General features: G+C 65.1%; 20 protein-coding genes and 1 pseudogene. 15 read left to right on the forward strand and 6 right to left on the reverse strand.

All coding sequences use genetic code 11. The annotated features are described in order from the left end of the window. Position 1 precedes the first annotated feature (1 nt). The 4 genes from proB (at position 2) to F3H96_RS09945 (ending at position 4,752) form a co-directional block, all read left to right on the forward strand. A complete protein-coding gene (proB, locus tag F3H96_RS09925; protein WP_149791761.1) occupies positions 2 to 1,141 on the forward strand; it encodes a glutamate 5-kinase in 1,140 nt (379 codons plus the stop codon). A gap of 105 nt (positions 1,142 to 1,246) precedes the next feature. After that, positions 1,247 to 2,533, forward strand: a complete 1,287-nt coding sequence (locus F3H96_RS09930; protein WP_149791762.1) for a glutamate-5-semialdehyde dehydrogenase — start codon at positions 1,247 to 1,249, stop codon at positions 2,531 to 2,533. 250 nt (positions 2,534 to 2,783) lie between these two features. Beyond that, the gene (locus tag F3H96_RS09940; protein ID WP_149791928.1) at positions 2,784 to 3,371 is read left to right on the forward strand and encodes a nicotinate-nucleotide adenylyltransferase; all 588 of its coding nucleotides are present in this window, start codon (positions 2,784 to 2,786) and stop codon (positions 3,369 to 3,371) included. Positions 3,372 to 3,465: 94 nt separating this feature from the next. Then, positions 3,466 to 4,752: an MFS transporter gene (locus tag F3H96_RS09945; RefSeq protein ID WP_149791764.1), complete on the forward strand. Its 1,287-nt coding sequence runs from the start codon at positions 3,466 to 3,468 to the stop codon at positions 4,750 to 4,752. 60 nt (positions 4,753 to 4,812) lie between these two features. On the opposite strand, the gene F3H96_RS09950 is transcribed toward F3H96_RS09945, so the two are convergent. Further along, positions 4,813 to 5,664: a mechanosensitive ion channel family protein gene (locus F3H96_RS09950; protein ID WP_149791765.1), complete on the reverse strand. Its 852-nt coding sequence runs from the start codon at positions 5,662 to 5,664 to the stop codon at positions 4,813 to 4,815. A gap of 245 nt (positions 5,665 to 5,909) precedes the next feature. Between F3H96_RS09950 and rsfS the strand changes: the two genes are divergently transcribed. The 7 genes from rsfS to alr all read left to right on the forward strand — a co-directional run bounded on the left by rsfS (position 5,910) and on the right by alr (position 13,144). Continuing rightward, positions 5,910 to 6,287, forward strand: a complete 378-nt coding sequence (gene rsfS, locus F3H96_RS09955) for a ribosome silencing factor (protein ID WP_149791766.1) — start codon at positions 5,910 to 5,912, stop codon at positions 6,285 to 6,287. Positions 6,288 to 6,350: 63 nt separating this feature from the next. Next, the gene (gene rlmH / locus F3H96_RS09960) at positions 6,351 to 6,833 is read left to right on the forward strand and encodes a 23S rRNA (pseudouridine(1915)-N(3))-methyltransferase RlmH (RefSeq protein WP_149791767.1); all 483 of its coding nucleotides are present in this window, start codon (positions 6,351 to 6,353) and stop codon (positions 6,831 to 6,833) included. 144 nt (positions 6,834 to 6,977) lie between these two features. Next, entirely contained in the window at positions 6,978 to 8,312 is a 1,335-nt protein-coding gene (locus F3H96_RS09965; protein ID WP_149791768.1) for a murein hydrolase activator EnvC, read from the forward strand. A gap of 1 nt (position 8,313) precedes the next feature. After that, positions 8,314 to 9,645, forward strand: a complete 1,332-nt coding sequence (locus F3H96_RS09970) for a S41 family peptidase (RefSeq protein ID WP_188131344.1) — start codon at positions 8,314 to 8,316, stop codon at positions 9,643 to 9,645. A 210-nt stretch (positions 9,646 to 9,855) separates the two neighbouring features. After that, a complete protein-coding gene (locus tag F3H96_RS09975; protein WP_149791769.1) occupies positions 9,856 to 11,037 on the forward strand; it encodes a divergent polysaccharide deacetylase family protein in 1,182 nt (393 codons plus the stop codon). Positions 11,038 to 11,070: 33 nt separating this feature from the next. Then, complete coding sequence (locus tag F3H96_RS09980) at positions 11,071 to 11,589, forward strand: RNA pyrophosphohydrolase (protein WP_149791770.1); 519 nt, start codon at positions 11,071 to 11,073, stop codon at positions 11,587 to 11,589. Between the two features lie 403 nt (positions 11,590 to 11,992). Continuing rightward, positions 11,993 to 13,144 (forward strand): alanine racemase, encoded by a 1,152-nt coding sequence (alr, locus tag F3H96_RS09990; protein WP_149791771.1) that lies wholly within the window; start codon positions 11,993 to 11,995, stop codon positions 13,142 to 13,144. 119 nt (positions 13,145 to 13,263) lie between these two features. Here the strand turns inward: alr and F3H96_RS09995 are convergent, their stop codons facing one another. Together F3H96_RS09995 and F3H96_RS31035 are read right to left on the reverse strand one after the other, a co-directional pair. Then, positions 13,264 to 13,593 carry a hypothetical protein gene (locus tag F3H96_RS09995; RefSeq protein ID WP_149791772.1) on the reverse strand — a complete coding sequence of 110 codons (330 nt, stop codon included), beginning with the start codon at positions 13,591 to 13,593 and terminating at the stop codon, positions 13,264 to 13,266. 103 nt (positions 13,594 to 13,696) lie between these two features. Then, positions 13,697 to 13,892 (reverse strand): annotated as a pseudogene (locus F3H96_RS31035) (IS1 family transposase); the annotation flags it as partial. 282 nt (positions 13,893 to 14,174) lie between these two features. On the opposite strand from F3H96_RS31035, the gene rnk reads away from it, so the two are divergent. From rnk to F3H96_RS10010, 3 genes are read left to right on the forward strand one after another with little or no spacing between them, the layout of a single operon-like run. Further along, positions 14,175 to 14,594, forward strand: a complete 420-nt coding sequence (gene rnk, locus F3H96_RS10000) for a nucleoside diphosphate kinase regulator (RefSeq protein ID WP_149791773.1) — start codon at positions 14,175 to 14,177, stop codon at positions 14,592 to 14,594. Next, a complete protein-coding gene (locus tag F3H96_RS10005) occupies positions 14,591 to 15,127 on the forward strand; it encodes a nucleoside-diphosphate kinase (RefSeq protein ID WP_149791774.1) in 537 nt (178 codons plus the stop codon). The genes rnk and F3H96_RS10005 overlap by 4 nt, the downstream gene beginning before the upstream one ends. Before the next feature lie 21 nt (positions 15,128 to 15,148). Further along, positions 15,149 to 16,411, forward strand: coding sequence for a D-amino acid dehydrogenase (locus F3H96_RS10010; RefSeq protein ID WP_149791775.1), 1,263 nt, complete (start codon positions 15,149 to 15,151; stop codon positions 16,409 to 16,411). Positions 16,412 to 16,617: 206 nt separating this feature from the next. Here the strand turns inward: F3H96_RS10010 and F3H96_RS10015 are convergent, their stop codons facing one another. Continuing rightward, entirely contained in the window at positions 16,618 to 18,771 is a 2,154-nt protein-coding gene (locus tag F3H96_RS10015) for a phosphatidylserine/phosphatidylglycerophosphate/cardiolipin synthase family protein (protein ID WP_149791776.1), read from the reverse strand. Then, positions 18,768 to 19,208 carry a hypothetical protein gene (locus F3H96_RS10020; protein ID WP_149791777.1) on the reverse strand — a complete coding sequence of 147 codons (441 nt, stop codon included), beginning with the start codon at positions 19,206 to 19,208 and terminating at the stop codon, positions 18,768 to 18,770. The genes F3H96_RS10015 and F3H96_RS10020 overlap by 4 nt, the downstream gene beginning before the upstream one ends. A gap of 150 nt (positions 19,209 to 19,358) precedes the next feature. Between F3H96_RS10020 and F3H96_RS10025 the strand changes: the two genes are divergently transcribed. After that, positions 19,359 to 19,934 carry a hypothetical protein gene (locus F3H96_RS10025; RefSeq protein WP_149791778.1) on the forward strand — a complete coding sequence of 192 codons (576 nt, stop codon included), beginning with the start codon at positions 19,359 to 19,361 and terminating at the stop codon, positions 19,932 to 19,934. 413 nt (positions 19,935 to 20,347) lie between these two features. On the opposite strand, the gene F3H96_RS10030 is transcribed toward F3H96_RS10025, so the two are convergent. Then, entirely contained in the window at positions 20,348 to 21,229 is an 882-nt protein-coding gene (locus F3H96_RS10030) for a LysR family transcriptional regulator (RefSeq protein WP_149791779.1), read from the reverse strand. Positions 21,230 to 21,368: the final 139 nt, after the last annotated feature.

Consider the following 21,368-nt stretch of genomic DNA (forward strand, 5'->3'; position numbering starts at 1 on the left):
CATGACATCGCTGAAATCATACCGGCGCATCACCGTGAAGATCGGCTCGGCGCTGCTCGTCGACCGCGCGACCGGCCTGAAGCGCGACTGGCTGACCTCCCTGGCCAACGACATCGCGGTGCTCGCCAATGCCGGCGCGCAGGTGCTGGTGGTCTCCTCGGGCGCGATCGCGCTCGGCCGCACCATCCTTGGCTTGGGCAAACGCGCGTTGAAGCTCGAGGAAAGCCAGGCCGCCGCCGCGGTCGGGCAGATCGCGCTCGCCGGTGCCTGGTCCGACGCGCTCGGCAAGGACGGACTGAAATCCGGCCAGATTCTCTTGACGCTCGGCGACACCGAGGAGCGGCGCCGCTACCTCAACGCGCGCGCCACGATCTCGACCTTGCTCAAGATGAAGGCGGTGCCGGTCATCAACGAGAACGACACCGTGGCGACCTCCGAAATCCGCTATGGCGACAACGACCGGCTGGCGGCGCGGGTGGCGACGATGATGGGCGCCGATCTGCTCGTGCTGCTCTCAGACATCGACGGGCTCTATACGGCGCCGCCGGCCAAGGATCCGGGAGCAAAATTCATCCCGGTGGTCGACCGCATCACGCCCGACATCGAAGCGATGGCGGGGGCCGCGGCCTCAGAGCTGTCGCGCGGCGGCATGCGCACGAAGCTCGATGCCGGCAAGATCGCCAACGCCGCCGGCACCGCCATGATCATCACCTCGGGCACCAGGCTCTCGCCGCTGATGGCGATCGAGCGCGGCGAGCGCGCGACGTTCTTCAAGCCGAGCGCCAATCCGGTGAAGGGCTACAAGACCTGGATCGCGGGGCAGCTCGAACCGGCCGGCCGGCTCACCGTCGATGCCGGCGCCGTCGGAGCGCTGAAATCGGGCAAGTCGCTGCTGCCGGCGGGCGTGAAGCTGGTCAGCGGCAATTTCTCGCGTGGCGACACGGTGGCGATCCTGTCGCCCGAGGGCCGCGAGATCGCGCGCGGGCTGGTTGCCTATGATGCCGCCGATGCCGTAAGGATCGCTGGCTTGAAGACGGTCGAGATCGAAAACGTGCTCGGCTACGAGGCACGTTCCGCGATGATCCATCGCGACGACCTTGTGGTAAGCGTTGCCGGCGACCAAGTAGTGGCCGACGACTGAAGCAATTCCAGGAAAAGCGCGAAAACGGTTTTGCGCCCGGAATTGCGTGAAGGTAGAGCGGTTTGGCGTTTTTTTCGTGAAACGCTCTGAAGCGGAGGATAAACCATGCTGAAGCTGCATGAAAAATCCGGCGAAGACACCGTGGCGCTGATGGCCGATATCGGCCGTCGCGCCCGCGCCGCCGCCCGACCGTTGGCCGTCGCTTCCACCAAGGCCAAGAACGACGCGCTCGTCGCCATGGCCGATGCCATCCTGCGTCACGAGCAAGCCATCCTCGACGCCAATGAAATCGACGTGTCGAATGGCGCGGAAGCCGGCCTGTCGGGTTCGTTCATGGACCGGCTGAAGCTGACGCCGTCGCGGATCAAGGCGATGGCCGACGGCATTCGCGAGGTCGCGGCGCTCGCGGATCCGGTCGGCGAGGTCACTGCCGCGTGGGACCGGCCGAACGGCCTCCACATCGAGCGCGTGCGCACGCCGCTCGGCGTCATCGGCGTCATCTATGAAAGCCGCCCGAACGTGACGGCGGATGCCGGCGCGCTTTGCCTCAAGGCGGGTAATCCGGTGATCCTGCGCGGCGGCTCGGATTCGATCAATTCGTCGTCGGCGATCCATGCCTGCATGGTCGAAGGGCTGAAGGCAGCCGGCCTGCCGCAGGATGCCATCCAGCTGGTGCCGACCACCGATCGCGCCGCGGTCGGCGAGATGCTGAAAGGCCTTGCCGGCAATCTCGACGTCATCATCCCGCGCGGCGGCAAGAGCCTGGTCGGGCGCGTGCAGACCGAGGCGCGGGTGCCGGTTTTCGCGCATCTGGAAGGCATCTGCCATCTTTATGTCGACCGCTCGGCCAAGCTAGACATGGCGGTGAAGATCGCCGTCAACGCCAAGATGCGGCGCACTGGCGTGTGCGGTGCGGCCGAGACGCTGCTGGTCGACCGCGGGGTCGCCGCCACGCATCTGGTGCCGATCCTGGAGGCCCTGCGCGCCGCCGGCTGTGAGATCCATGCCGACGCCGAGGTGATGAAGGCTTTCGCCGACGCCAGCGCGGCGACCGATGCGGACTGGGTGACCGAATATCTCGACGCCATCATCGCGGTGAAGCTGGTCGATGGCGTGGCGGGCGCTATCGAGCATATCGAGACCTTCTCCTCGCATCACACCGAGGCGATCATCGCCGAGGATCCGCAAACGGTCGAAAAATTCTTCAACGAGATCGACTCGGCGATCCTGTTGCACAACGCCTCGACGCAGTTCGCCGATGGCGGCGAGTTCGGCATGGGCGCCGAGATCGGCATCGCCACCGGCAAAATGCATGCGCGCGGGCCGGTCGGCGTCGAGCAGCTGACCTCGTTCAAATACCGGGTGCGCGGGTCGGGACAGGTGAGGCCGTGAAGCCGTTTGCCGCCAGAGCGTAGGCCGTTGCGCCTGGGCACCCCCCTCTGTCCTGCCGGACATCTCCCCCTGTCAGGGGGAGATCGGCTGTCATGGGTGATTTCGCCAATCGCCAACGCTGCAAGATTTACGCCGTCGACGAGGCGTTCAATCTCCCCCCTTGGGGTGGAGATGCCCGGCAGGCCAGAGGGGGGCGCCTAGCACCATGCTTTCCCAGCCCGAGCAGCCGGTAACCGCCCGCTATCTTCGCATGCCGCACGCCGCCAAGGGCCTGACCGTCGGGCTGTTCGGCGGCTCGTTCAATCCGCCGCATGCCGGTCATGCGCTGGTCGCCGAGATCGCGCTGAGGCGCCTCGCGCTCGACCAGCTGTGGTGGATGGTGACGCCTGGCAATCCGCTGAAAAGCGTGCGCGAGCTCGCGCCGCTCGCCGAGCGCATCGAGCTGTCGGAAAAGATCGCCAGGAATCCCAAGATCAAGGTCACCGCGTTCGAGGCGGCGCAGCATGTCCGCTATACCGCCGACACATTGGCTTTGGTCAAGGCGCGCAATCCGGGCGTCGATTTCGTCTGGATCATGGGCGCGGACAGCTTGCGCGATTTCCACCGCTGGCAGCGCTGGCGCGAGATCGTGCTGACTTTCCCGATCGCGGTCATCGACCGTCCGGGCGCCACGCTCTCCTTCCTGTCGTCAGTGGTCGCCAAGACCTTCGACTATGCCCGTATCGACGAAGGCGACGCGCCGCTGCTTGCCCGCATGCGGGCGCCGGCCTGGACTTTCATCCATGGCCCGCGCTCGTCACTCTCTTCCACCGCGATCCGCAAGGCAGCGAAGGGGTAGGCTGCTTCCCTTCCCCCACAAGGGGGGAAGGGAAGTCCGGCCATGTCGCTTTTACGGCGGCTTTTTGCTCCGCGGCGGGCCAATTTGCGCAAGCATGCTGGAAAAGAACCAAGCCACGACCGATTCGGGCCGCGCCGCGCAAACGGCGCCGCTGATCGCCATTGCCAGCGTCATCGTCTCGATGGCGCTGATCGCGATCGGCAACGGGCTGATGTTCGCCTATATCCCGGTGCGCCTCGGCGCCGACGGCTTCGATCCCACCTGGGCCGGGCTGATCGTCACCGGGCTTTCGGCCGGCGGGCTGGCCGGCTGCATCCTGACCGGGCCCCTCGTCAAACGCGTGGGCCACGCCCGCGCCTTCATGGTGCTTTCGGCGCTGATCGCGCTTTCCAACGCCGCCATCGGCGCCGGGCCGATCCCACTGCTGTGGATCGCGGCGCGCGCGCTTTACGGCTTTGCCATTTGCGGCCTGTTCATCGTGGCGCAAAGCTGGCTCAACGATGCCTTGCCGAATTCCATCCGCGGCCGGGTCATGGCGGTGTTCTATGTCGCCTATATCGCCGGCCTGGGCGTCGGCTACGCGACGCTTGCCGCCATCGACATCCACAGCGCCGCGGCATCGCTGATCGGCATCACCTTCACAGCCTTGTCCATCCTGCCGGTGGGCATGACGCGGCTGGCCCAGCCGCCCGCGCCGCAGGCGGCTTCAGTCGCGCTCCGCCGGGCCTGGCGGATCTCGCCGGTCGGCGTCGCCGGCATGCTGGCCGTCGGCGGCCTGTCGATGATCGTTTCCGGCTTCGCGCCGATCCATGCCACCGCCAAGGGCTACAGCCAGGCCGATGTGGCGCTGCTGTTGTCGGCAATGCCGGTCGGCACGTTGATCCTGCAGATCCCGCTTGGCTGGATCTCGGACCGCACCGACAGGCGCTATGTGCTGGCGGGGGCGGCCGCGCTCGCGGTCGTCGCCAGCACCTTAGCCATCGCCTTCGATGGCGGCGCGCTGATGATTTTGGTGGTGATCTACCTGATCTGGGACGGCGCGTCGGAATCGATCTATGCGCTCTCCAGCGCGCACGCCGCCGACCGGGCCGGCAAGGACGAGCTGCTCGCGCTTTCGAGCTCGATGCTGTTTGCCTGGTCGCTGGCCGGTTTCATCGTGCCGGGCATCGTGACGGCACTTTCGGCCGTTTTCGGCACCGCGACCTTCATCTATGTCGGCATCGTCATCGCGTCGGCCTTCTGCCTGTTCGTGCTGTGGCGCGTGATGGCGGGCCGGCCGACCCCTGCCGCCACGAGCGGCGCTTTCGCGCCGATGTCGGCACAGACGCCCTTGCCGGTGGAACTGGCCTTCGCGCCGGATGAAAAGCAACGACAGGACTGATAGCCGTTTTCCGTTCGCGATTGCGGATGGAAAACCGCTCCACGCTTTTCCTGGAATTGCCTACTGCTTTCGCGCCTCAGGCGCGGGAACTTCCGGCGGCGGCAACGGGATCGAGATGCCCTCGCTGTCGAAGGCCTGCTTGGCGCGCTTGGTGGTGTCGACCTGGGTGGAGAAGTAATCGGCCGCCGAGGTCCAATAGCGCAAGGTGAGCGAAACGGACGTGTCGCCGAGCCCGGCCACGAAGGCGAGCGGTGCCGGTTCGCGCCGGATGCGCTTTTCGCCGCCGGCGATGGCGAGCAGCGTCTTTTGCGCGCGGTCGATATCGTTCCACGAGCCGATGCTCAAGGTGACGTCCGTGCGGCGCACGCCGTTGCGGGTGAAGTTGCGCACCGGCTGGTTCCACAATGTCGAATTGGGCGCCAGCACATAGACGCCGTCGACGGTGCGCAGCTTGGTGGCGAAGAGGCCGATCTCCTCGACGGTGCCAGCGATGGCGCCGACCTCGACATATTCGCCGATGCGGAAGGGCCGCAGCGCCAGCAGCATGATGCCGGCGGCGATGTTCTGCAGCGTGCCCTGCAGAGCCAGCCCGATGGCCAGGCCGATGGCGCCGATGGCGGCGATGATGGAAGCCGTCTGCACCCCGAATTGGCCGAGCACCATGATGGTGACCAGGATCAGGATGGCGTAGCGGACGATCTTGGAGAAGAAATGCCGCAAGGTCGCGTCGAAGCCGTGGATGTGACCGAGGCCGCCGAAGACCGAGCGCTCGGCCAGGCCGGCGACGAAATAGCCGACGACCAGAAGAATGATGGCGCCGATGGCCGAGAAGGAATAAGAAACGATCAAGGTGCTGAGTTGCGCAAGTCCGGCCTGGATGGTCAGAAATGCGCTTTGCGGGTCGGTGGGCATGGCGGGTATCCCGTTGGTCGGTGAGCCGATAACCCATGCGCCGGAGATCAGTTCCCGCCTTCTGCGGGCTGTCCCGCAGCCTCCCCGGACCCATGGCGCGGAGATCAAGCTTCGGGCCGTCGTCTTGAAACTGCAACGGAACTCTGCCTATCTAAGTGGTGTCACCTGATTTGCATGGTGATTTGGTTGTTCTTGTTGGGAAAGGAAACACACTGAGAACAGCACTGCGGAAGAAGGCTGACATCATGCCTTCGCCGGCAGGGATCAGCGGACACGACCCCGCGTCCCTCGCCATCGACACAGTCCTTGCCAGTCTGGAAGACTCCAAGGCCGAAAACATCGTCTCAATCGACATCCAGGGAAAATCGAGCCTAGGCGACTATATGGTCATCGCCTCGGGCCGGTCGCACCGTCATGTCTCGGCTGTCGCCGATCATCTCCTCAAGGCGCTGAAGGATGCCGGCCTCGGCACGGCGCGCGTCGAGGGGCTGGCCGGCGCCGACTGGGTCCTGATCGATTCGGGCGATATCATCGTCCATGTCTTCCGCCCCGAAGTCCGCGAATTCTACAATCTCGAAAAGATGTGGCAGGCGCCGGATCTCGAGGACGAGACCTTGCACTGAGCCTTGATGCGCGTGCCGTGAAACGTCACGGTACGCGTTGGAAACAAGCTCGCCGGGGCGAGGATGAAGATCACCGTTCATGCCGTGGGCCGGATGAAGACCGGCCCCGAGAGAGAACTCGCCGACCGCTATTTCGAGCGCTTCGCCAAGAGCGGGCCCGCGGTCGGGCTGGAATTCGCCGGCATCCTCGAGACTCCCGAGAGCCGCGGGCAGAGCGCCGATGAGCGCCGCCGCGAGGAAGCCCAGAAGCTGCAGGCCCAGTTGCCGTCCGGCGCCGTCCTCATCCTGCTCGACGAGCGCGGCAAGTCGCTCTCCTCGCAGGATCTGGCCGCCCGCGTGGGCCAGTTGCGTGACGGCGGCCGCAAGGCGCTGGTCATCGCCATCGGCGGCGCCGACGGCCATGACAAGGCGTTGCGCGAGCAGGCGGACCTGGTGCTGTCGTTTGGCGCGCTGACCTGGCCGCACCAGCTTGTGCGCGTGATGCTGGGCGAGCAGCTCTACCGGATCGCCACCATCCTTTCCGGCCACCCCTACCATCGCTCGTGAGTGACGCCTATCATCAGCCGAAAAGCTGGGGATTGCGCGCCTGCGCCAGGATTTCCGCCTCAATCGCGCGGCAAGCGGGCTATAGCGGCGCTTCCAACATGGTTGATGGTTCGTTAACGAAGCGGCGGATAGAGTCGAGGCCTGATGTCTGAAGGCTGGAATTCGAGAACGCGCGCCTGGCGCAGCCGCTGCGGTTTGACGCTTGTCGCCGCTGCGGTCGTGCTCGGCCCGGTCCGGGCGGCCGAAAACTCCCTCGACCTTGCGCCCGACCCCGATCAGAGCCGGGCCGAATACCAGCAGGTCTCCAAGGAGATCACCCTGTCGTCGGAGCGGCTGGCCAAGCTTGCCGCCGACATCGCTTCGGTGCGCAAGGACTATGCCTCGATCACCGCGGCCCTCATCCAGTCGGCGATGACGGAACAGAAGCTCGGTCAGGACATCGAGGACATCGGCGCCAAGCTCGAAGGGCTGAAGGCGGAGCAAAAAAAGCTCCGCGCCTCGCTCGCGGCGCGACGCGACGTGCTGGCCGAAGTGCTCGGGGCGCTGCAGCGTATGGGGCTCAACCCGCCGCCGGCGATCCTGGTCAAGCCCGAGGATGCGCTGTCGTCAGTGCGCAGCGCCATCCTGCTCGGCGCGGTGGTACCCGAACTGCGCCAGCAGACCGACAGGCTGATGGCCGATCTCAAGGAACAGACACGGGTAACGGCATCGATCGAGGCCGAGCGGGCCAGGCTTGCCACCGCCGTCACCGACCAGACCGCGGAGAAGAAGCGGCTCACCATGCTGCTCGAGGCCAAAAAGAAGCTGCAGGCCGACACCGAAACGGCGATCGCGGCCGAACAGCGGCGCTCGCAGCAACTGGCGGCGAAGGCGAGCAGCCTGAAGGATCTGATCGCCTCGCTCGAAGCCGACAAGGCGCGCAGCGTGCAGGACCAGGTCAAGGCGGGCGAGCGAAAATCGACCGACAGCGACACGACGGCCTCGACGACCGAGCTTGCCGCGCTGCCGGTGCCGGAGGCCAACAGGCTCACGGGGTCAGCCCCGTTTTCGGCATTGCAGGGCCAGATCGCGCTGCCGGTCATCGGCAAGATCAAACGGCGTTTCGGCAGCGACGACGGCAACGGCGCGGCGATGCAGGGCGACATGGTTGCGACACAATCGGGAGCCATCGTCACCGCACCGGCGGATGGAAACGTGCTTTATGCGGGGCCGTTTCGCTCCTATGGTCAACTCTTGATCCTCAATGCAGGTGACGGGTATCATGTCGTCTTGGCGGGGATGAGCAGAATCAGCGTCGCGACCGGACAGTCGGTGCTCGCGGGAGAGCCGATCGGCGCGATGGGAGAGGCCCGGGTGGCAAGCACCTCGGCCTCGCGGAATGAAAATTCGACGTCGGAACTCTATGTCGAGTTCCGCAAGGATGGAAAACCCGTCGATCCGGCCCCGTGGTGGGCGGACCGATTTTCTGGAAGGACGTGAAATGATGCGGAAACTGTCGCTTCTGTTTGCCGGCGCGCTGATGGGCGCATCGGCAATGAGCCTGGTCTACGGCGCACCGGGTTCGGCGGCGAATGCTGCGGGTTCGGAAACCTACAAGCAACTGGCGATCTTCGGCGACATCTTCGAGCGCGTGCGCGCCAATTATGTGACGCCGCCGGACGACAAGTCGCTGGTCGAGAACGCCATCAACGGCATGCTCGCCTCGCTCGACCCGCACTCGTCCTACATGAACGCCGAGCAGGCGCAGGATATGCGCGTGCAGACCAAGGGCGAGTTCGGCGGCCTCGGCATCGAGGTCACCATGGAGAACGACCTCGTCAAGGTGATCACGCCGATCGACGATACGCCGGCCGCCAAGGCGGGCGTGCTTGCCGGCGACTACATCGCCAAGATCGATGGCGAAGAGGTTCGCGGCCTCACCCTCAACGATGCAGTCGAGAAGATGCGCGGGCCGGTCAACACGCCGATCAAGCTCACCATCCTGCGCCAGGGCGCCGACAAGCCGATCGAGCTGACGGTGGTGCGCGACGTCATCAAGGTCAAGGCGGTGAAGTACCGGGTCGAGAACGACATCGGCTACATGAAGATCACCTCCTTCACCGAAAAGACCTATGACGATCTCGAGAACGCCATCGAGAACATCAAGAAGCAGGTGCCGAACGACAAGCTGAAGGGCTATGTGCTCGATCTGCGCCTCAATCCGGGCGGCCTGCTCGACCAGGCGGTGAGCGTGTCGGACGCCTTCCTCAAGCGCGGCGAGATCGTTTCGACCCGCGGCCGCGATCCGAAGGATGTCACCCGCTTCGACGCCAAGCCAAAGCAGGTCGACGACATCAACGGCAAGCCGATGATCGTGCTGGTCAATGGCGGTTCGGCGAGTGCGTCCGAAATCGTCGCCGGCGCGCTGCAAGACCTGCGCCGCGTCACGGTGGTCGGCACGCAGTCCTTCGGCAAGGGTTCGGTGCAGACCATCATTCCGCTCGGCGAGAATGGCGCGCTGAGGCTCACCACGGCGCTCTATTACACGCCGTCCGGCAAGTCGATCCAGGGCAAGGGCATCACGCCCGACATCAAGGTCGACCAGCCGCTGCCGCCGGATCTGCAGGGCCGTGACCTGACCCGTGGCGAATCCGACCTCAAGGGTCACATCAAGGGCGCCGACGAAAGCTCGACCGGCTCGGGCTCGGCCGCCTATGTGCCGCCGGATCCGAAGGACGACCTGCAGCTGATCTATGCCGAGCAGCTTCTGCGCGGCGAAAAGACCGATCCGTCGTTCCCGCCGAACCCGGACAAGGCCGTCCTGAACCAGTAAGGCCGGCACGGCCGGGGCAAATGCTCTGGCCGACTGAGCAAAGCAATGCAATGCTGCCGGGACCGCGAGGTTCCGGCAGTTTGATTCGGGGCCCGCGGTTGGGGCGCCACGCGTCTGGGGTATCGCGCCGGCGATTGCGACGTTTCACGCAAGATGTCACGAAAACGTGACCTTCACTTGAAGCGGCGTGCTTCCGGGGAATAACACAACTTGGCTGACACCGGTAAGGACATCGAACGCCCGCTCGGACAGACGCTTCGGCCACGGCGTGAAGCCTCGCTCCGATTGAGCTCCGGCCGGCTTGTTGCAACGCTTGCCGTGCTGGTGGTGATCGGCGTTTCCGGTGCGATTGCCTTGCGGCAAAAGCCGTTCCGCAAACCCGGAGAGATTGCCGTTTCGACGCCGACCGCTGCGCCTGCTCCGGCGTCCGCGCCGGCGCCGGCCGCCGTGGCCGCGGCGACGCCGCAGGGCGGAACGCCGATGAAGAGCGGTGGCCCGCAGATCATCCACGTTCAGACCGAAGAGGGCGACGGCCCGCCGAAAGCCCGGATCGTGATCCACGACCCGTCGACGATCGGCCAGAACCTCAAGGTCGCCCATATCCCGGACAAGGCGCTGGTCCAGGCCAGCGACACCGGTCCGTTGCCGATGCGCTCCGCTGACGGCAGGCGGCCCTTCGACGTCTATGCGCGGCCGTGGTCCGGGGCGCGCGGCGCGCGCGTGGCGATCGTCATCGGCGGGCTCGCCGTCTCGCAGACCGGCACCCAGGCGGCGATCGCCAAGCTGCCGGCCGAAGTGACGCTGGCGTTCGCGCCGCAGGGCAACAGCATCGGCCGCTGGATGCAGGCGGCAAGGCAGAGCGGGCACGAGATCGTCATGCAGGTGCCGCTCGAGCCGTTCGATTATCCCAACGTCAATCCCGGCCGCAACACGCTGACGGTCTCGGCCAGCCCGGACGACAACCTGAAGAGCCTGCACTGGGCGCTGTCGCGCACCACCAATTACACCGGCGTCATGAACTATATGGGGGCGCGTTTCTCGGCCGACCCGAACGCGATGGAGCCGTTCATGGCAGAGCTCGGCAAGCGGGGGCTCGCCTATATCGATGACGGTTCGTCCGCGCGCAGCGTCGCCTCCGACCTGGCACTGAAGGACGGCGTGCCGTTCGTCGCCGGCGACATGGTGATCGATGCGGTGCAGGACCGCGGCGAAATTCTCAAGAAGCTGGACAGCCTGGAAGCGACGGCGCGGGCCAAGGGCAGCGCGGTCGGCATCGGTTCGGCCTTCGACATCACCGTCGACACGGTGACGTCCTGGATTGCCGAAGCGAAGAAGCGCGGCATCGAGATCGTGCCGATCTCGGCAGTCGCCATAGACCCCCAGAAAGGCTAGTCATCGGATATTCACCGGTGCTGGAATCCAGGAATGTCCAAGAAGATGATCGATCCCGAAACACTGCCTTATCGCCCTTGCGTCGGACTGATGATCCTCAACAGGGCAGGCCTGGTCTGGGTCGGGCATCGGATCGCCGAGCCGGACAGCGAGTTCGCCGGCACCACGCAGCTCTGGCAGATGCCGCAAGGCGGCATCGACAAGGGCGAAGAGCCGATCGAAGCCGCCGGGCGGGAGCTCTACGAGGAAACCGGCATGCGCAGCGTGTCGCTGCTGGCCGAAGCGCCGCGCTGGATCAATTACGACCTGCCGCCGCATCTGGTCGGCGTCGCCTTCAAGGGCCGCTATCGCGGCCAGACGCAGAAATGGTTCGCCTACCGCTTCGAGGGCGACGAGAGCGAGATCGAGATCAATCCGCCGCCCGGCGGCCACGCGGCGGAGTTCGATCAGTGGGCCTGGCGGCCGATGCGGGAGCTGCCTGAACTGATCGTGCCGTTCAAGCGCCATGTCTACGAACAGGTGGTGGCGGCGTTCCAGCATCTGGTCTCTTAACAGTCTTGGGTGCGGTGGCGTGCCTCTGGTCCCTCCCAGGCGGGTTCGGCCGAGCAAAACGGGTTCGCACTGTTCGGGATCATGCTCTATTGATGCCGTTGCGCCGCAAACACGAGGCAGACATGAACGCATGGCAAGCACACTTTGGCGGAGCGTCAGCGCCGCCCCTCACCTGCCTGCCGGCATCCTCTCCCCGTATAGTGACGGGGAGAGGGGCGCTCTCGTCACCGGTTTCGCCGATCACCAAGGTCGCCAGAAAGGCGCCGGGGTTGCGGCCAGCCCCTTCTCCCCGTCACTATACGGGGAGAAGTGCCCGGCAGGGCGATGAGGGGCGGCGCCGACCTCGACGACCGCGTGCCTCCCCAACAGGCGCAAACAGTCTTTGTCTGACGCGATTGCCTCGATGAGCGACGCCAAAGCGCCTTTGCCGCAAACGGCTGCCATTGGTAGTAGCTCTACGCCGAGCGAGGCGGCGGCCGGCGCGATCCTGACGATCGACCTCGGCGCCATTCGGGAAAACTACCGCCGGCTGAAGGCGCGGCTGAACGGCGTCCGCTGCGCCGGCGTGCTCAAGGCCGACGGCTATGGGCTTGGCGCCGCGCAAGTGGCCTCGGCGCTGGCGAAAGAGGGCTGCGACATCTTCTTTGTCGCGCTGCTCGGCGAGGGCATCGCGTTGCGCAAGGCGATCGGCAGCGGGTCTGACATCTTCGTGCTGAATGGCTTGCCGCCCGGTTCGGAACCGGAAGCCGTGGCAGCCGGGCTTTGCCCCGTCATCAACAGCGCCGCGCAGCTGAAAGCCTGGCGCGAGACCGCGCGAGGCATGGGCAAGAGCCTGCCCGCCGCCATCCAGGTCGACAGCGGGATGGCCCGGCTTGGCATGGCGCCGGCGGAAGTCGAGGCGGTCGCCGGGGAGGCCGGCGCCTTCGACGGCATCGACATCCGTTTCGTGATGAGCCACCTCGCCCGCGCCGACGAGCCGCGCCAGGGGGCGAACGAGCAGCAGCGGCTGGAGTTCGACCGCCTGCGCAAAATGCTGCCGGCCGCGCCTGCTTCGCTCGCCAACTCATCCGGCATCTTTCTGGGGCCGGCTTGGCACTACGACCTTGTCCGTCCGGGAGCAGCCCTCTACGGCGTCAACCCGACGCCTCACCAACCCAACCCGATGCGGCCGGTGATCCGACTGCAAGCCAAGGTGGCGCAGACGCGCGAGGTCGGCGCGGGCGCCGGCATCGGCTATGGCCATAGCCATAATGCGGACGGTCCGCTCAGCCTGGCGACCATTTCGCTGGGCTATGGCGACGGTTGGCACCGACGCGCCGCTTCGGCCGCCTGGTTCGAGGGCACGCGGTTGCCTTTCATCGGACGCGTGTCGATGGACTCGATCATCCTCGACATTTCGGCGCTTCCGGCCGGCCGGCTCAGCGAGGGCGACCTCGTAGAGCTCATCGGCCCGTCGCAAAGCGTCGACGACGCGGCCGGCCACGCCGGCACCATCGGCTACGAGATTTTGACCAGCCTGGGTTCGCGCTTTCACCGCCGCTACATCGGCATTTAGAGCGGTTCAGCGATTTATAGAATCGCCGCCCCGCTCTAAGAGCTTTGTCTTTTCGCAATCCCGGACGCAAACCGCTGCCCACTTTTCCTGGGATTGCTTCTGATGAGGGCGGTAGTGGGTCAGTTTGAATTTCCCCCTGGCTTTCTCAAGAACCAGCGGGCTGCGATCACTGTGCCGAATCCTAATGCGGCAGCGACGGCAGCGAAAGACGTCATGCCAATCGTCATGTAGGCGAATACTCCCATCGCAAAGCCGAGTGTTGTAACCCAACTGGGCAATGAATGGCCTAGGTGATTTTCGAGGATGATTTCACCCCCGAGCAAAATGCCACATTGAAAGGCAAAAAGCCAAAATATAAGTGCAAAGAATCCAAACTTTCTCGCAGAAAATAGTCGCTCAAGACCATATGGGATGACGACCGCTACAAAGGACAAGATCAGAAAGGACATCTAAATGAATTAGCATGGCGAAATAAAATATCCAATGCCTGCGACATTCTCCAAGACGCCTTTTGTAGGAGCCGCGCACCATCGGCTTCTATGCTTCCTTGGCTTCGATCAACGCGACGATATCACCAATCTCCCAAAGCTTGTCGGCCGCGCCTGCGGCCATTGCCGGGTCATGCGCAGCGAAGCATGGATGCGCACGGATTGTAGTACATGAAATGCAGGGCAACCGTATTGGCGTGGGCCTCTACCTTCTTTGAGAAGCCGTTAGTCAGGCGGGTGAAGCGGCGCATGTGCGGGCGCCTTGCTTGACAAGCCGATGCTTCTCGGCAAGGTTCGCCGCATGAGCAACCTCGCTTATACAAAAACCTGCTTCAGGGTTTGCCCCATCGCGGGAGCGTAGCCCCGGCGTGGCCGCCGATGCCGGCGGCCGCGTGAACCGGGGCGTTTGAATTCCTGACATCTTCATCGAGCCGACGGCCTTTGCGGCCCGGTTTTGTTCGCCGCCTCTATTCCTGGACAAGCCTGGGAGCCGGCGGCTTGCGCGCATTCAGTCGCCGATGCGCCAGCATTTGAGGTATGCCATGCATGCAGCAACACAATCGCGTTCTCGATACGCCATCCTCGTCAGCGCCGCGGATCACGGCCGGCTGAGCAGTCTTGCCAGGGCTTTTCTCGACCGTGTGCCCGACATGGCCGAGGATCTGCTTGCCGAGATGGACCGCGCCAGGATCGCCGCCGACAAGGCCATGCCCACCGACGTGGTGAGGATGGGCTCGACGGTTACGCTCCACGACGCGGAGGGAAGTCATCGGAAGGTGACGCTGGTCTATCCGGCGGAGGCCGACATCGCCGAAGGGCGCATATCGGTGCTGACGCCGCTCGGCACGGCGCTGATCGGCGCCCGGGCGGGCCGCATGGTTTCGTGGCGAAGCCGCGACAGCCGGGTTCTTTCGGCAACGATCGAAGCCGTCGAGCAAACGTCATCGCGGAGAGTGCCATGACCAGGACCGTCTACCGCCTCACGGCCAATGACTTCGCGGTGCTCGAGGCGATGCTGATGCGCGGTCGCGCGCTTGCCGATCCGATCACGCCGATGCTTGAGCGCAAGCTTGCCGAGAGCAGCGTCGTTGCAGCCGGCGCTGTCGGGCCCGATCTTGCCACGCTCAACAGTCGGGTGATTTTCCGCGTCGGCGGCGATCCATCCGATACGCGAACGCTGGTGCAGGCCGAAGCATCCGCTCCCGTCGGCTCCGGCCTGCCGGTCGCCACATGGCGCGGCCTCTGCCTGCTTGGCATGAGGGCGGGCCAATCCGCGCTGGCCGAGCGGCCCGACGGCCCTGCCTGCCCGATCCTTCTCGAGTATGTGGCCTTCCAGCCGGAGGCGGCGCGGCGAACGGCACAGGATCGTGCGGCCGAGCGGCGAGGCCACGGTCTCAAGCTGGTCTACAGCGCGCCCGCCGATGACTGGCCCCTTGGCGGGCGCGGCAAAATCCGGCAGACAGAAGAGGACGATCCGGGGCCTTCCGCGGCATGATCGGCTTTGAGGGAGCATAGAATGAAAGTCATCGTGCTGGGCGGCGGTGTGATCGGGGTCACCACCGCTTACTTCCTCGCGGAGGCCGGTCATGAAGTGACCGTCTACGATCGCCAGCCGGGGCCGGCGCTCGAAACCAGCTTCGCCAATGCCGGCGAAGTATCGCCGGGCTATGCCTCGCCCTGGGCCGGGCCCGGCATCCCGGTCAAAGCCGTCAAATGGCTGCTGATGAAATACGGCCCGCTGGTCGTGCGGCCGGCCTTCGATCCGAATATGTGGGCGTGGCTCATCAAGATGCTGCGCAACTGCACGGCCGAGCGCTACGCGCTCAACAAGTCGCGCATGGTGCCGCTTGCCGAATACAGCCGCGACACGCTGAAGGCGCTGCGCGAGGCGACCGGCATCACTTACGACGAACGGACCAAAGGCACGCTGCAGCTCTTCCGCAAGCAAAAGCAGCTCGACGGCACGGGCGGCGACGTCGAGGTGCTCAAGAAATACGGCGTGCCCTACGAGATCCTCGACCGCGATGGCTGTATCGCGGCCGAGCCGGCGCTTGCGGCGGTGCGTGAAAAAATCGTCGGCGGCCTCAGGCTGCCCGGCGACGAGACAGGCGACTGCAAGATGTTCACCGACAGGCTCGCCGAACTCTGCGTGGCGCGCGGCGTGACCTTCGAATACGGCTCGACCATCCGGCGCATGGTCAGGAACCGCAATCGCCTCACCAATGTGCTTACGGATAGCGGATGGAAATCCGCGGACGCCTTCGTGATGGCGATGGGAAGTTATTCGGCGCAGTTCATGCGCGCGCTGGGGCGACCAATTCCGGTCTATCCGGTGAAGGGCTATTCGATCACCGTGCCGATCAGCAATGCCGATGCGGCGCCGGTCTCGACCGTCATGGACGAGACCTACAAGGTGGCGATCACCAGGCTCGGCGACCGCATCCGTGTCGGCGGCACCGCGGAGATTTCGGGCTATGACCTTCGCCTGCATGAATCGCGCCGCCGCACGCTCGAGCATTCGGTCGGCGATCTGTTCCCCGGCGGCGGCGACCTCAAGGCGGCGAGCTTCTGGTGCGGTTTGCGGCCGATGACGCCGGACGGACCGCCCCTGGTCGGGCTAAGCGAGCTTGCCAACCTTTACCTCAACACCGGCCACGGCACCCTCGGCTGGACCATGGCCTGCGGCTCGGCCAAGGTGCTCGCCGACATCATGTCCAACCGGGTGCCGGAGATCAACGCGCGCGACCTGAGCCCGGAACGATACCTGAAGCCTATCTAAGGTGCACTGATGTTCAGGTGATGCCGGCCTGCAAATGCCGATCTCCTGCGCTGCCGGTGCTCACGTACTTCAAGTACGCCCCGCTCCGGCCTTCGCCGGCCGAAGCCCTCATAAACGGCCGGCGTAGGCCGGTTCTCGGAGATCGTCATCTTCGACTCGGCCTGACCTGAATCTCAACACGCATAATTCATATCGAGAGGGCGGCGTCAGAACGCCTGACGGACCCAGTTGTCGCTAAACAGCAGCCGGTAGACCCAGCCAATCGTGACGTCGGTGGCGACCGGGCGCGAATGGGCGAGGTAATCGTCATAGACCGGCTTCATGCGCCGGTAGAAGGCCGGATCGAGCACGACCATGCCGTTCTCGGTGTCATGGAAGAAGCTGCGGTTGTTGAGGTTGACCGACGAGATGGCGACCAGTCTTTCGTCGATCATCATGATCTTGGAATGCAGCACGACATCGGGCGCCTTGAACTCGCGGATGTTGATGCGATCGCCGTATCTCTCGACGAACAGCTTGTTGAGCGCAGTGAGGAACCGGCCGCCAATATCGCCCTTGAGGTCGATGCGGCCGACGACATCGATCTTCACGCCCCTGGCCAGCGCCCGGTCGAAGGCCCGGGCGATGTCGGGTGTCAGGTTGAGGTAAGGGTTGACGATCTGGACACGATGCTCGGCGGTGTCGATCAGCTCGACGAAATAGGCTTCCAGCGCATGGCCGTCCTCGTAGGGCACGGAAATGAAATGCCGTGCCACGCCCCGCGGGGGGCGGCCGCCTGGGCGCGCCGGAATGGAAAACGGCCGCGACAAGTTGCTGTCGGCATCGCGCAGCCAGACCGTCGACAGATGCGCGGCCAGCGTCTCGACGGTCGCCGGGTCGGCGATCTCGATGTCGAAGTCGCTCCAGTTGGAATAGTAGTTCAGCGAGAAGCCGTCGGTTTTGCCGTATTGTTCCAGGCCCGGATAGCGGCTCAGGTCGACCGGCTTGTGGAACAGAAAACCGTCATGGATGTTGCGGCCGCCGATGATGACGCGCGAACGGCCGGGCTTTTGCGCCAGCGCCGCCAGCATCTTGACGTGGTGGGTCTTGTGCAGTTGTGAGATCTGCTCGTCGAAGGGTGCGCCGTGATCGGCCCGCCAGCGATATTCCTGCAATTCGACATTGGGGAATTCCGATGCCAGCCGGCGCAGCATGGCGTCGTCCTTCTCACGCTCCAGCACGTCGGTCACCAGGATGCGCACCTTGGTGCCCTCAGCCGCGTGATAGCGGATCAGCCGCTCCATGATGCGGCCGGAGAAATCCGCCTTGAACTCCAGCGACGACAGATAGATCAGCCTGAGTTTCGGGGCGTTGGCGAAATCGAGCGGCAGCTCGGGGTCGGCCTTGTCGAAGGCGCTGTCCGGCAGCGTCCTGCCCAGCAGGGCTTCGACCTTGGCGTTGAAACCGTCACGCGATTTGCGCAGCAGCGTCGACGACGTTAGCGGCAAAGAGCAGGTCTGCGACAGCCAGCGACTGGCATAAAAGACGCGGTCGAGTTCCTCCAGTCCCGCCGGATCAGGCACCGGGCAGCGGTCGTAGCGGCTGTCGAGCTCCGCGATCCAGGGATCGGCTGTCTCCTCGCGCAACAAGGTCAGCGGCGCGCCGGCCGGCGCCAGGCTCGAACGGATGCGCAAATCGCAGCGGCGGAGCGTCTCGTGCGGAAATAGGCTGACGGAGGTTTCGGCGGCCGGCAGGGTCAGATGGAATGGCGAGGCTGTGGCGACGGTGGTCGACTGGCCAGATGCACGGATCGCGAGCGGTCCGTCGCAGGTGCCGCCGATATCGAGGGGCTGTTGTCCTGCCTGGCGTAGCACGATCTCGACCGAGCGCGCCTGCAGGCCGGAGAAGCTGAAGGTCTTGGGCGCCGAGGGCCGCGCGGCGGCATCGAGATAAAGCGTCTGGCGCGACGAGCGCCAACGCCCGGTGAAATGGCCTTCGCCGGGCTTGTCCTGCGTCGGCGCCGGCTCCGTCTTGTCGAGCGTTTTCGCCAGCCGCTGCAGCGCCTGGTAGGTGGCGTGGAAGCCGCTGTTCTGGACGTCGCGCCAGTCGCGCCCGAAGCGGCCGGTGCCGTTGGCGCGGTCGAGCGCATCGAGGCGGCTATGGGCGAGCAGCGCCTGGAATTGTTTCTCGTAGGCGCTGTTGCCGTCGTGCGCCATGGCAAGCTCCGCGCCGGTACTGTCAGCCGAGATGGGCAGGCGGCCGCAGTTATCGTCAGCCGGAAAGGAGGCGCAGGCCGAATGTCCGGGCATGGCCGCGCATCCGGCAAGCGCGGTCAGCGCCAGTCCAAGCAACGCCCCGGCGACCGCCGACCTGACGCTCATCCGGCCGCCCTGTTCATAGCCTTGAGCTCAACCGGGTCGCGCGGCGGCAAGAAGCCCTGCGGAAAGATCCTGCAGACGGGAAGCGCGAAGGTGGCGATCAAAAATTCGGCCTCGCTGCGCAGTTTGCGCGGCGCCGTCCTGTCGTCACGGATCTTCCTCGCGGAGGCGACCAGCGCGCCATCGCAGTCGCAATGATTGCGCCGTGCAATGTAGCAGGCGTCGTGGACCTGGCAGGCGGCATCGAGGCGGTCGACCGGCCTGGCCGACAGATCGCCGGTGCGCGTGCCCGGGCCGCAATAATTGCCGATGACGAAAGGCGAAGGGCGCGACATCGCATAGCGGATCGGCCTCGGCAGCTTCGCTTCCGGAACCTTGGTCCAGGGATTGGCGCAGTCCGACAGAAAAAGCAGCGGCAGGATGGCAAGAATGGCTCGCATGTCTGCGCCGGCTTTCCGAAGATTGGCCCCCTCACGCTCCGTCATGGCATGGCGAAGCGCGCTGGTGCCAAAATCGCCGGATTTGTGGCGGAGGCAAGGCGGCGACGACCAACTGCCTGTGATAGGATCGGCCGCAGCGAGGGGGCTGAGATGCGTCTTTTTCTTTTGGCGACGGCGACCATATACCTGGCCTGGGCATCGGCCGCGCTTGCCGCGGACAAGACCGTCCACGACAAGGAACACGGTTTTTCGCTGACCTATCCCGGGGAATGGACGAGCGAAACCACCTTTGGCGATACGATGCGGCTCAAGGTCGAATCCGGCGAAGAAGGCCTCACCTGCAGGGTGTCGCAAAATCGCTACGATCCGACCGCCCCTGACAATCCGCCCGATCCCAGGGCGTTCATCGAGAAGGATTGGGCGGTGAGCAACTGGCAGACCATGATCGGCGTCGCCTATGACTCGGCCAATTTCAGCCAGGACAGGCTGGCGCATTTTCCGGAAGGCTATCCGGTGCGGATAGCCGACATGGATTTCCACTATGCCGATGACAATGTCAGCTTCTACGGCCATTCCCGCATTGCGCTTACGCTGCGCAACTCGCATTACGGCTTCGTCGACTGCGGGGTCGCGGCCGATAGCGCCGAAGCATCCGCGCGCAAATGGGCACCGCTTGCCGACGAGGCTGGGAAAGTGGTGAGCTCATTCGTGCTCGACGCGGATTAGTTTCCTGCAGGGATTTGAAAGGTTGCGGGCCGGTCGGCCGGCAAGGCTTTCACCGCTCACTTCATGAAATCAGCGCCAACGCTGGAGATTGGCTGACGCCTCCCAACCTCGTCATCCCTGGGCGGAGCAGCCGCGAAGCGGCGTCGCGGAGACCCTGGGATCCATTCCGTGACCCCGATCGAAGAGTGCAGCCGAACAGAATTCTGCACCGCAGCAGCGCTCATGCGTCACGGAATGGATCCTCGGGTCTGCGCGCGTCGCTACGCTCCTTGCTCCGCCCGTGGATGACGAGGTTGGGCGGTTTCGACTAATCGCCAGGGCATGCCACCTGCCAACGCGAACACAGCCGACCGGTCAAGATTTTCTGTGCCGGGGAACTGGGGCGTTTCGCTTAAGCGGTCCTAGATCGTGTCCTAGAGGAAAAGGCCGCGCTCCCGCTCCACCGCCTTGGTAATAAAATTGGCGACGAGCTGGACGCGGCGCAGCGGCCTTACCGATTCATGATAGACCAGCCAGTAGGCGCGGCGGATCGGCGCGACGATGTCGACCGGCACAAGCTCGGGCATCGACCGGGCAACGAAAGTGTGGAGGATGCCGATGCCGGCGCCGGAACGCACCGCTTCGGCCTGGCCGAGCGCTGACGAAATCGCGAAGCTGGTGCGCCATTCGGGGCTGAATTCGGCGGCATAGTCGAGCGAAGGACTGACGATGAGATCCGGCACGTAGCCGATCAGCGTGTGCCGGCCGAGTTCGGCCGCCGTCTTCGGCAGGCCGTTGGCTTCGGCATAGGTGCTGGAAGCGAACAGGCCGAGCGTGTAGTCGACCAGCTTGCCCGCCACCAGCCGGCCTTCGGTCGGCCGCTCGACGGTGATGGCGATATCGGCCTCGCGCCGCGACAGCGAGAAGGAACGCGGCACCGGCACCAGCTGGATGGTGAGCTCGCGGTGAAGGGCGGTGAGTTCGCCCAGGCGCTTGGCGAGAAAAGCGACGCCGAAGCCGTCCGGCGCGCCGATGCGCACCGTACCGGACACGTCGTCGCCCTCGCCGGCGATGGTCGAGCGCGCGGCGATCATGTCGCCCTCCATGCGCTCGGCGATGTCGAGGAAGCGCTCGCCGGCCGGCGTCAGCTCGCTGCCGGTGGTCAGGCGGCGGAAGAGCTTTGTCCTGAGCGCGTCCTCGAGCGCGGCGATCCGGCGCGAGACGGTGGCGTGGTTGAGCTCCAGGCGCTTCGCCGCGCCCAGGATCTGGCCTGCTCGCGCCACGGCGAGGAAGATGCGCACGTCATCCCAGTTCATGGGAGTGGCCTTGGTGACAGCGATCAAAGCCGCGTTCCTTCGCGCCCCCCTCTGCCCTGCCGGACATCTCCCCCACAAGGGGGGAGATCAGCGGTTCCGTCGCTGGCTCTTCTGTTGCGACGTTGGTGATTGGCGAAAG

Origin of the sequence: Mesorhizobium sp. NFR06 (assembly GCF_900115245.1) — a bacterium.
In the GTDB taxonomy this organism is placed as follows: Bacteria; Pseudomonadota; Alphaproteobacteria; order Rhizobiales; family Rhizobiaceae; genus Mesorhizobium.

Bases quoted from the DNA above. Each gene is read 5' to 3' on its own strand.
- proB (WP_149791761.1), top strand. From the start codon at position 2: ATGACATCGCTGAAATCATACCGGCGCATCACCGTGAAGATCGGCTCG.
- F3H96_RS09930 (WP_149791762.1), top strand. From the start codon at position 1,247: ATGCTGAAGCTGCATGAAAAATCCGGCGAAGACACCGTGGCGCTGATG.
- F3H96_RS09940 (WP_149791928.1), top strand. From the start codon at position 2,784: ATGCCGCACGCCGCCAAGGGCCTGACCGTCGGGCTGTTCGGCGGCTCG.
- F3H96_RS09945 (WP_149791764.1), top strand. From the start codon at position 3,466: ATGCTGGAAAAGAACCAAGCCACGACCGATTCGGGCCGCGCCGCGCAA.
- F3H96_RS09950 (WP_149791765.1), bottom strand. From the start codon at position 5,664: ATGCCCACCGACCCGCAAAGCGCATTTCTGACCATCCAGGCCGGACTT.
- rsfS (WP_149791766.1), top strand. From the start codon at position 5,910: ATGCCTTCGCCGGCAGGGATCAGCGGACACGACCCCGCGTCCCTCGCC.
- rlmH (WP_149791767.1), top strand. From the start codon at position 6,351: ATGAAGATCACCGTTCATGCCGTGGGCCGGATGAAGACCGGCCCCGAG.
- F3H96_RS09965 (WP_149791768.1), top strand. From the start codon at position 6,978: ATGTCTGAAGGCTGGAATTCGAGAACGCGCGCCTGGCGCAGCCGCTGC.
- F3H96_RS09970 (WP_188131344.1), top strand. From the start codon at position 8,314: ATGATGCGGAAACTGTCGCTTCTGTTTGCCGGCGCGCTGATGGGCGCA.
- F3H96_RS09980 (WP_149791770.1), top strand. From the start codon at position 11,071: ATGTCCAAGAAGATGATCGATCCCGAAACACTGCCTTATCGCCCTTGC.
- alr (WP_149791771.1), top strand. From the start codon at position 11,993: ATGAGCGACGCCAAAGCGCCTTTGCCGCAAACGGCTGCCATTGGTAGT.
- F3H96_RS09995 (WP_149791772.1), bottom strand. From the start codon at position 13,593: ATGTCCTTTCTGATCTTGTCCTTTGTAGCGGTCGTCATCCCATATGGT.
- rnk (WP_149791773.1), top strand. From the start codon at position 14,175: ATGCATGCAGCAACACAATCGCGTTCTCGATACGCCATCCTCGTCAGC.
- F3H96_RS10005 (WP_149791774.1), top strand. From the start codon at position 14,591: ATGACCAGGACCGTCTACCGCCTCACGGCCAATGACTTCGCGGTGCTC.
- F3H96_RS10010 (WP_149791775.1), top strand. From the start codon at position 15,149: ATGAAAGTCATCGTGCTGGGCGGCGGTGTGATCGGGGTCACCACCGCT.
- F3H96_RS10015 (WP_149791776.1), bottom strand. From the start codon at position 18,771: ATGAGCGTCAGGTCGGCGGTCGCCGGGGCGTTGCTTGGACTGGCGCTG.
- F3H96_RS10020 (WP_149791777.1), bottom strand. From the start codon at position 19,208: ATGCGAGCCATTCTTGCCATCCTGCCGCTGCTTTTTCTGTCGGACTGC.
- F3H96_RS10025 (WP_149791778.1), top strand. From the start codon at position 19,359: ATGCGTCTTTTTCTTTTGGCGACGGCGACCATATACCTGGCCTGGGCA.
- F3H96_RS10030 (WP_149791779.1), bottom strand. From the start codon at position 21,229: ATGAACTGGGATGACGTGCGCATCTTCCTCGCCGTGGCGCGAGCAGGC.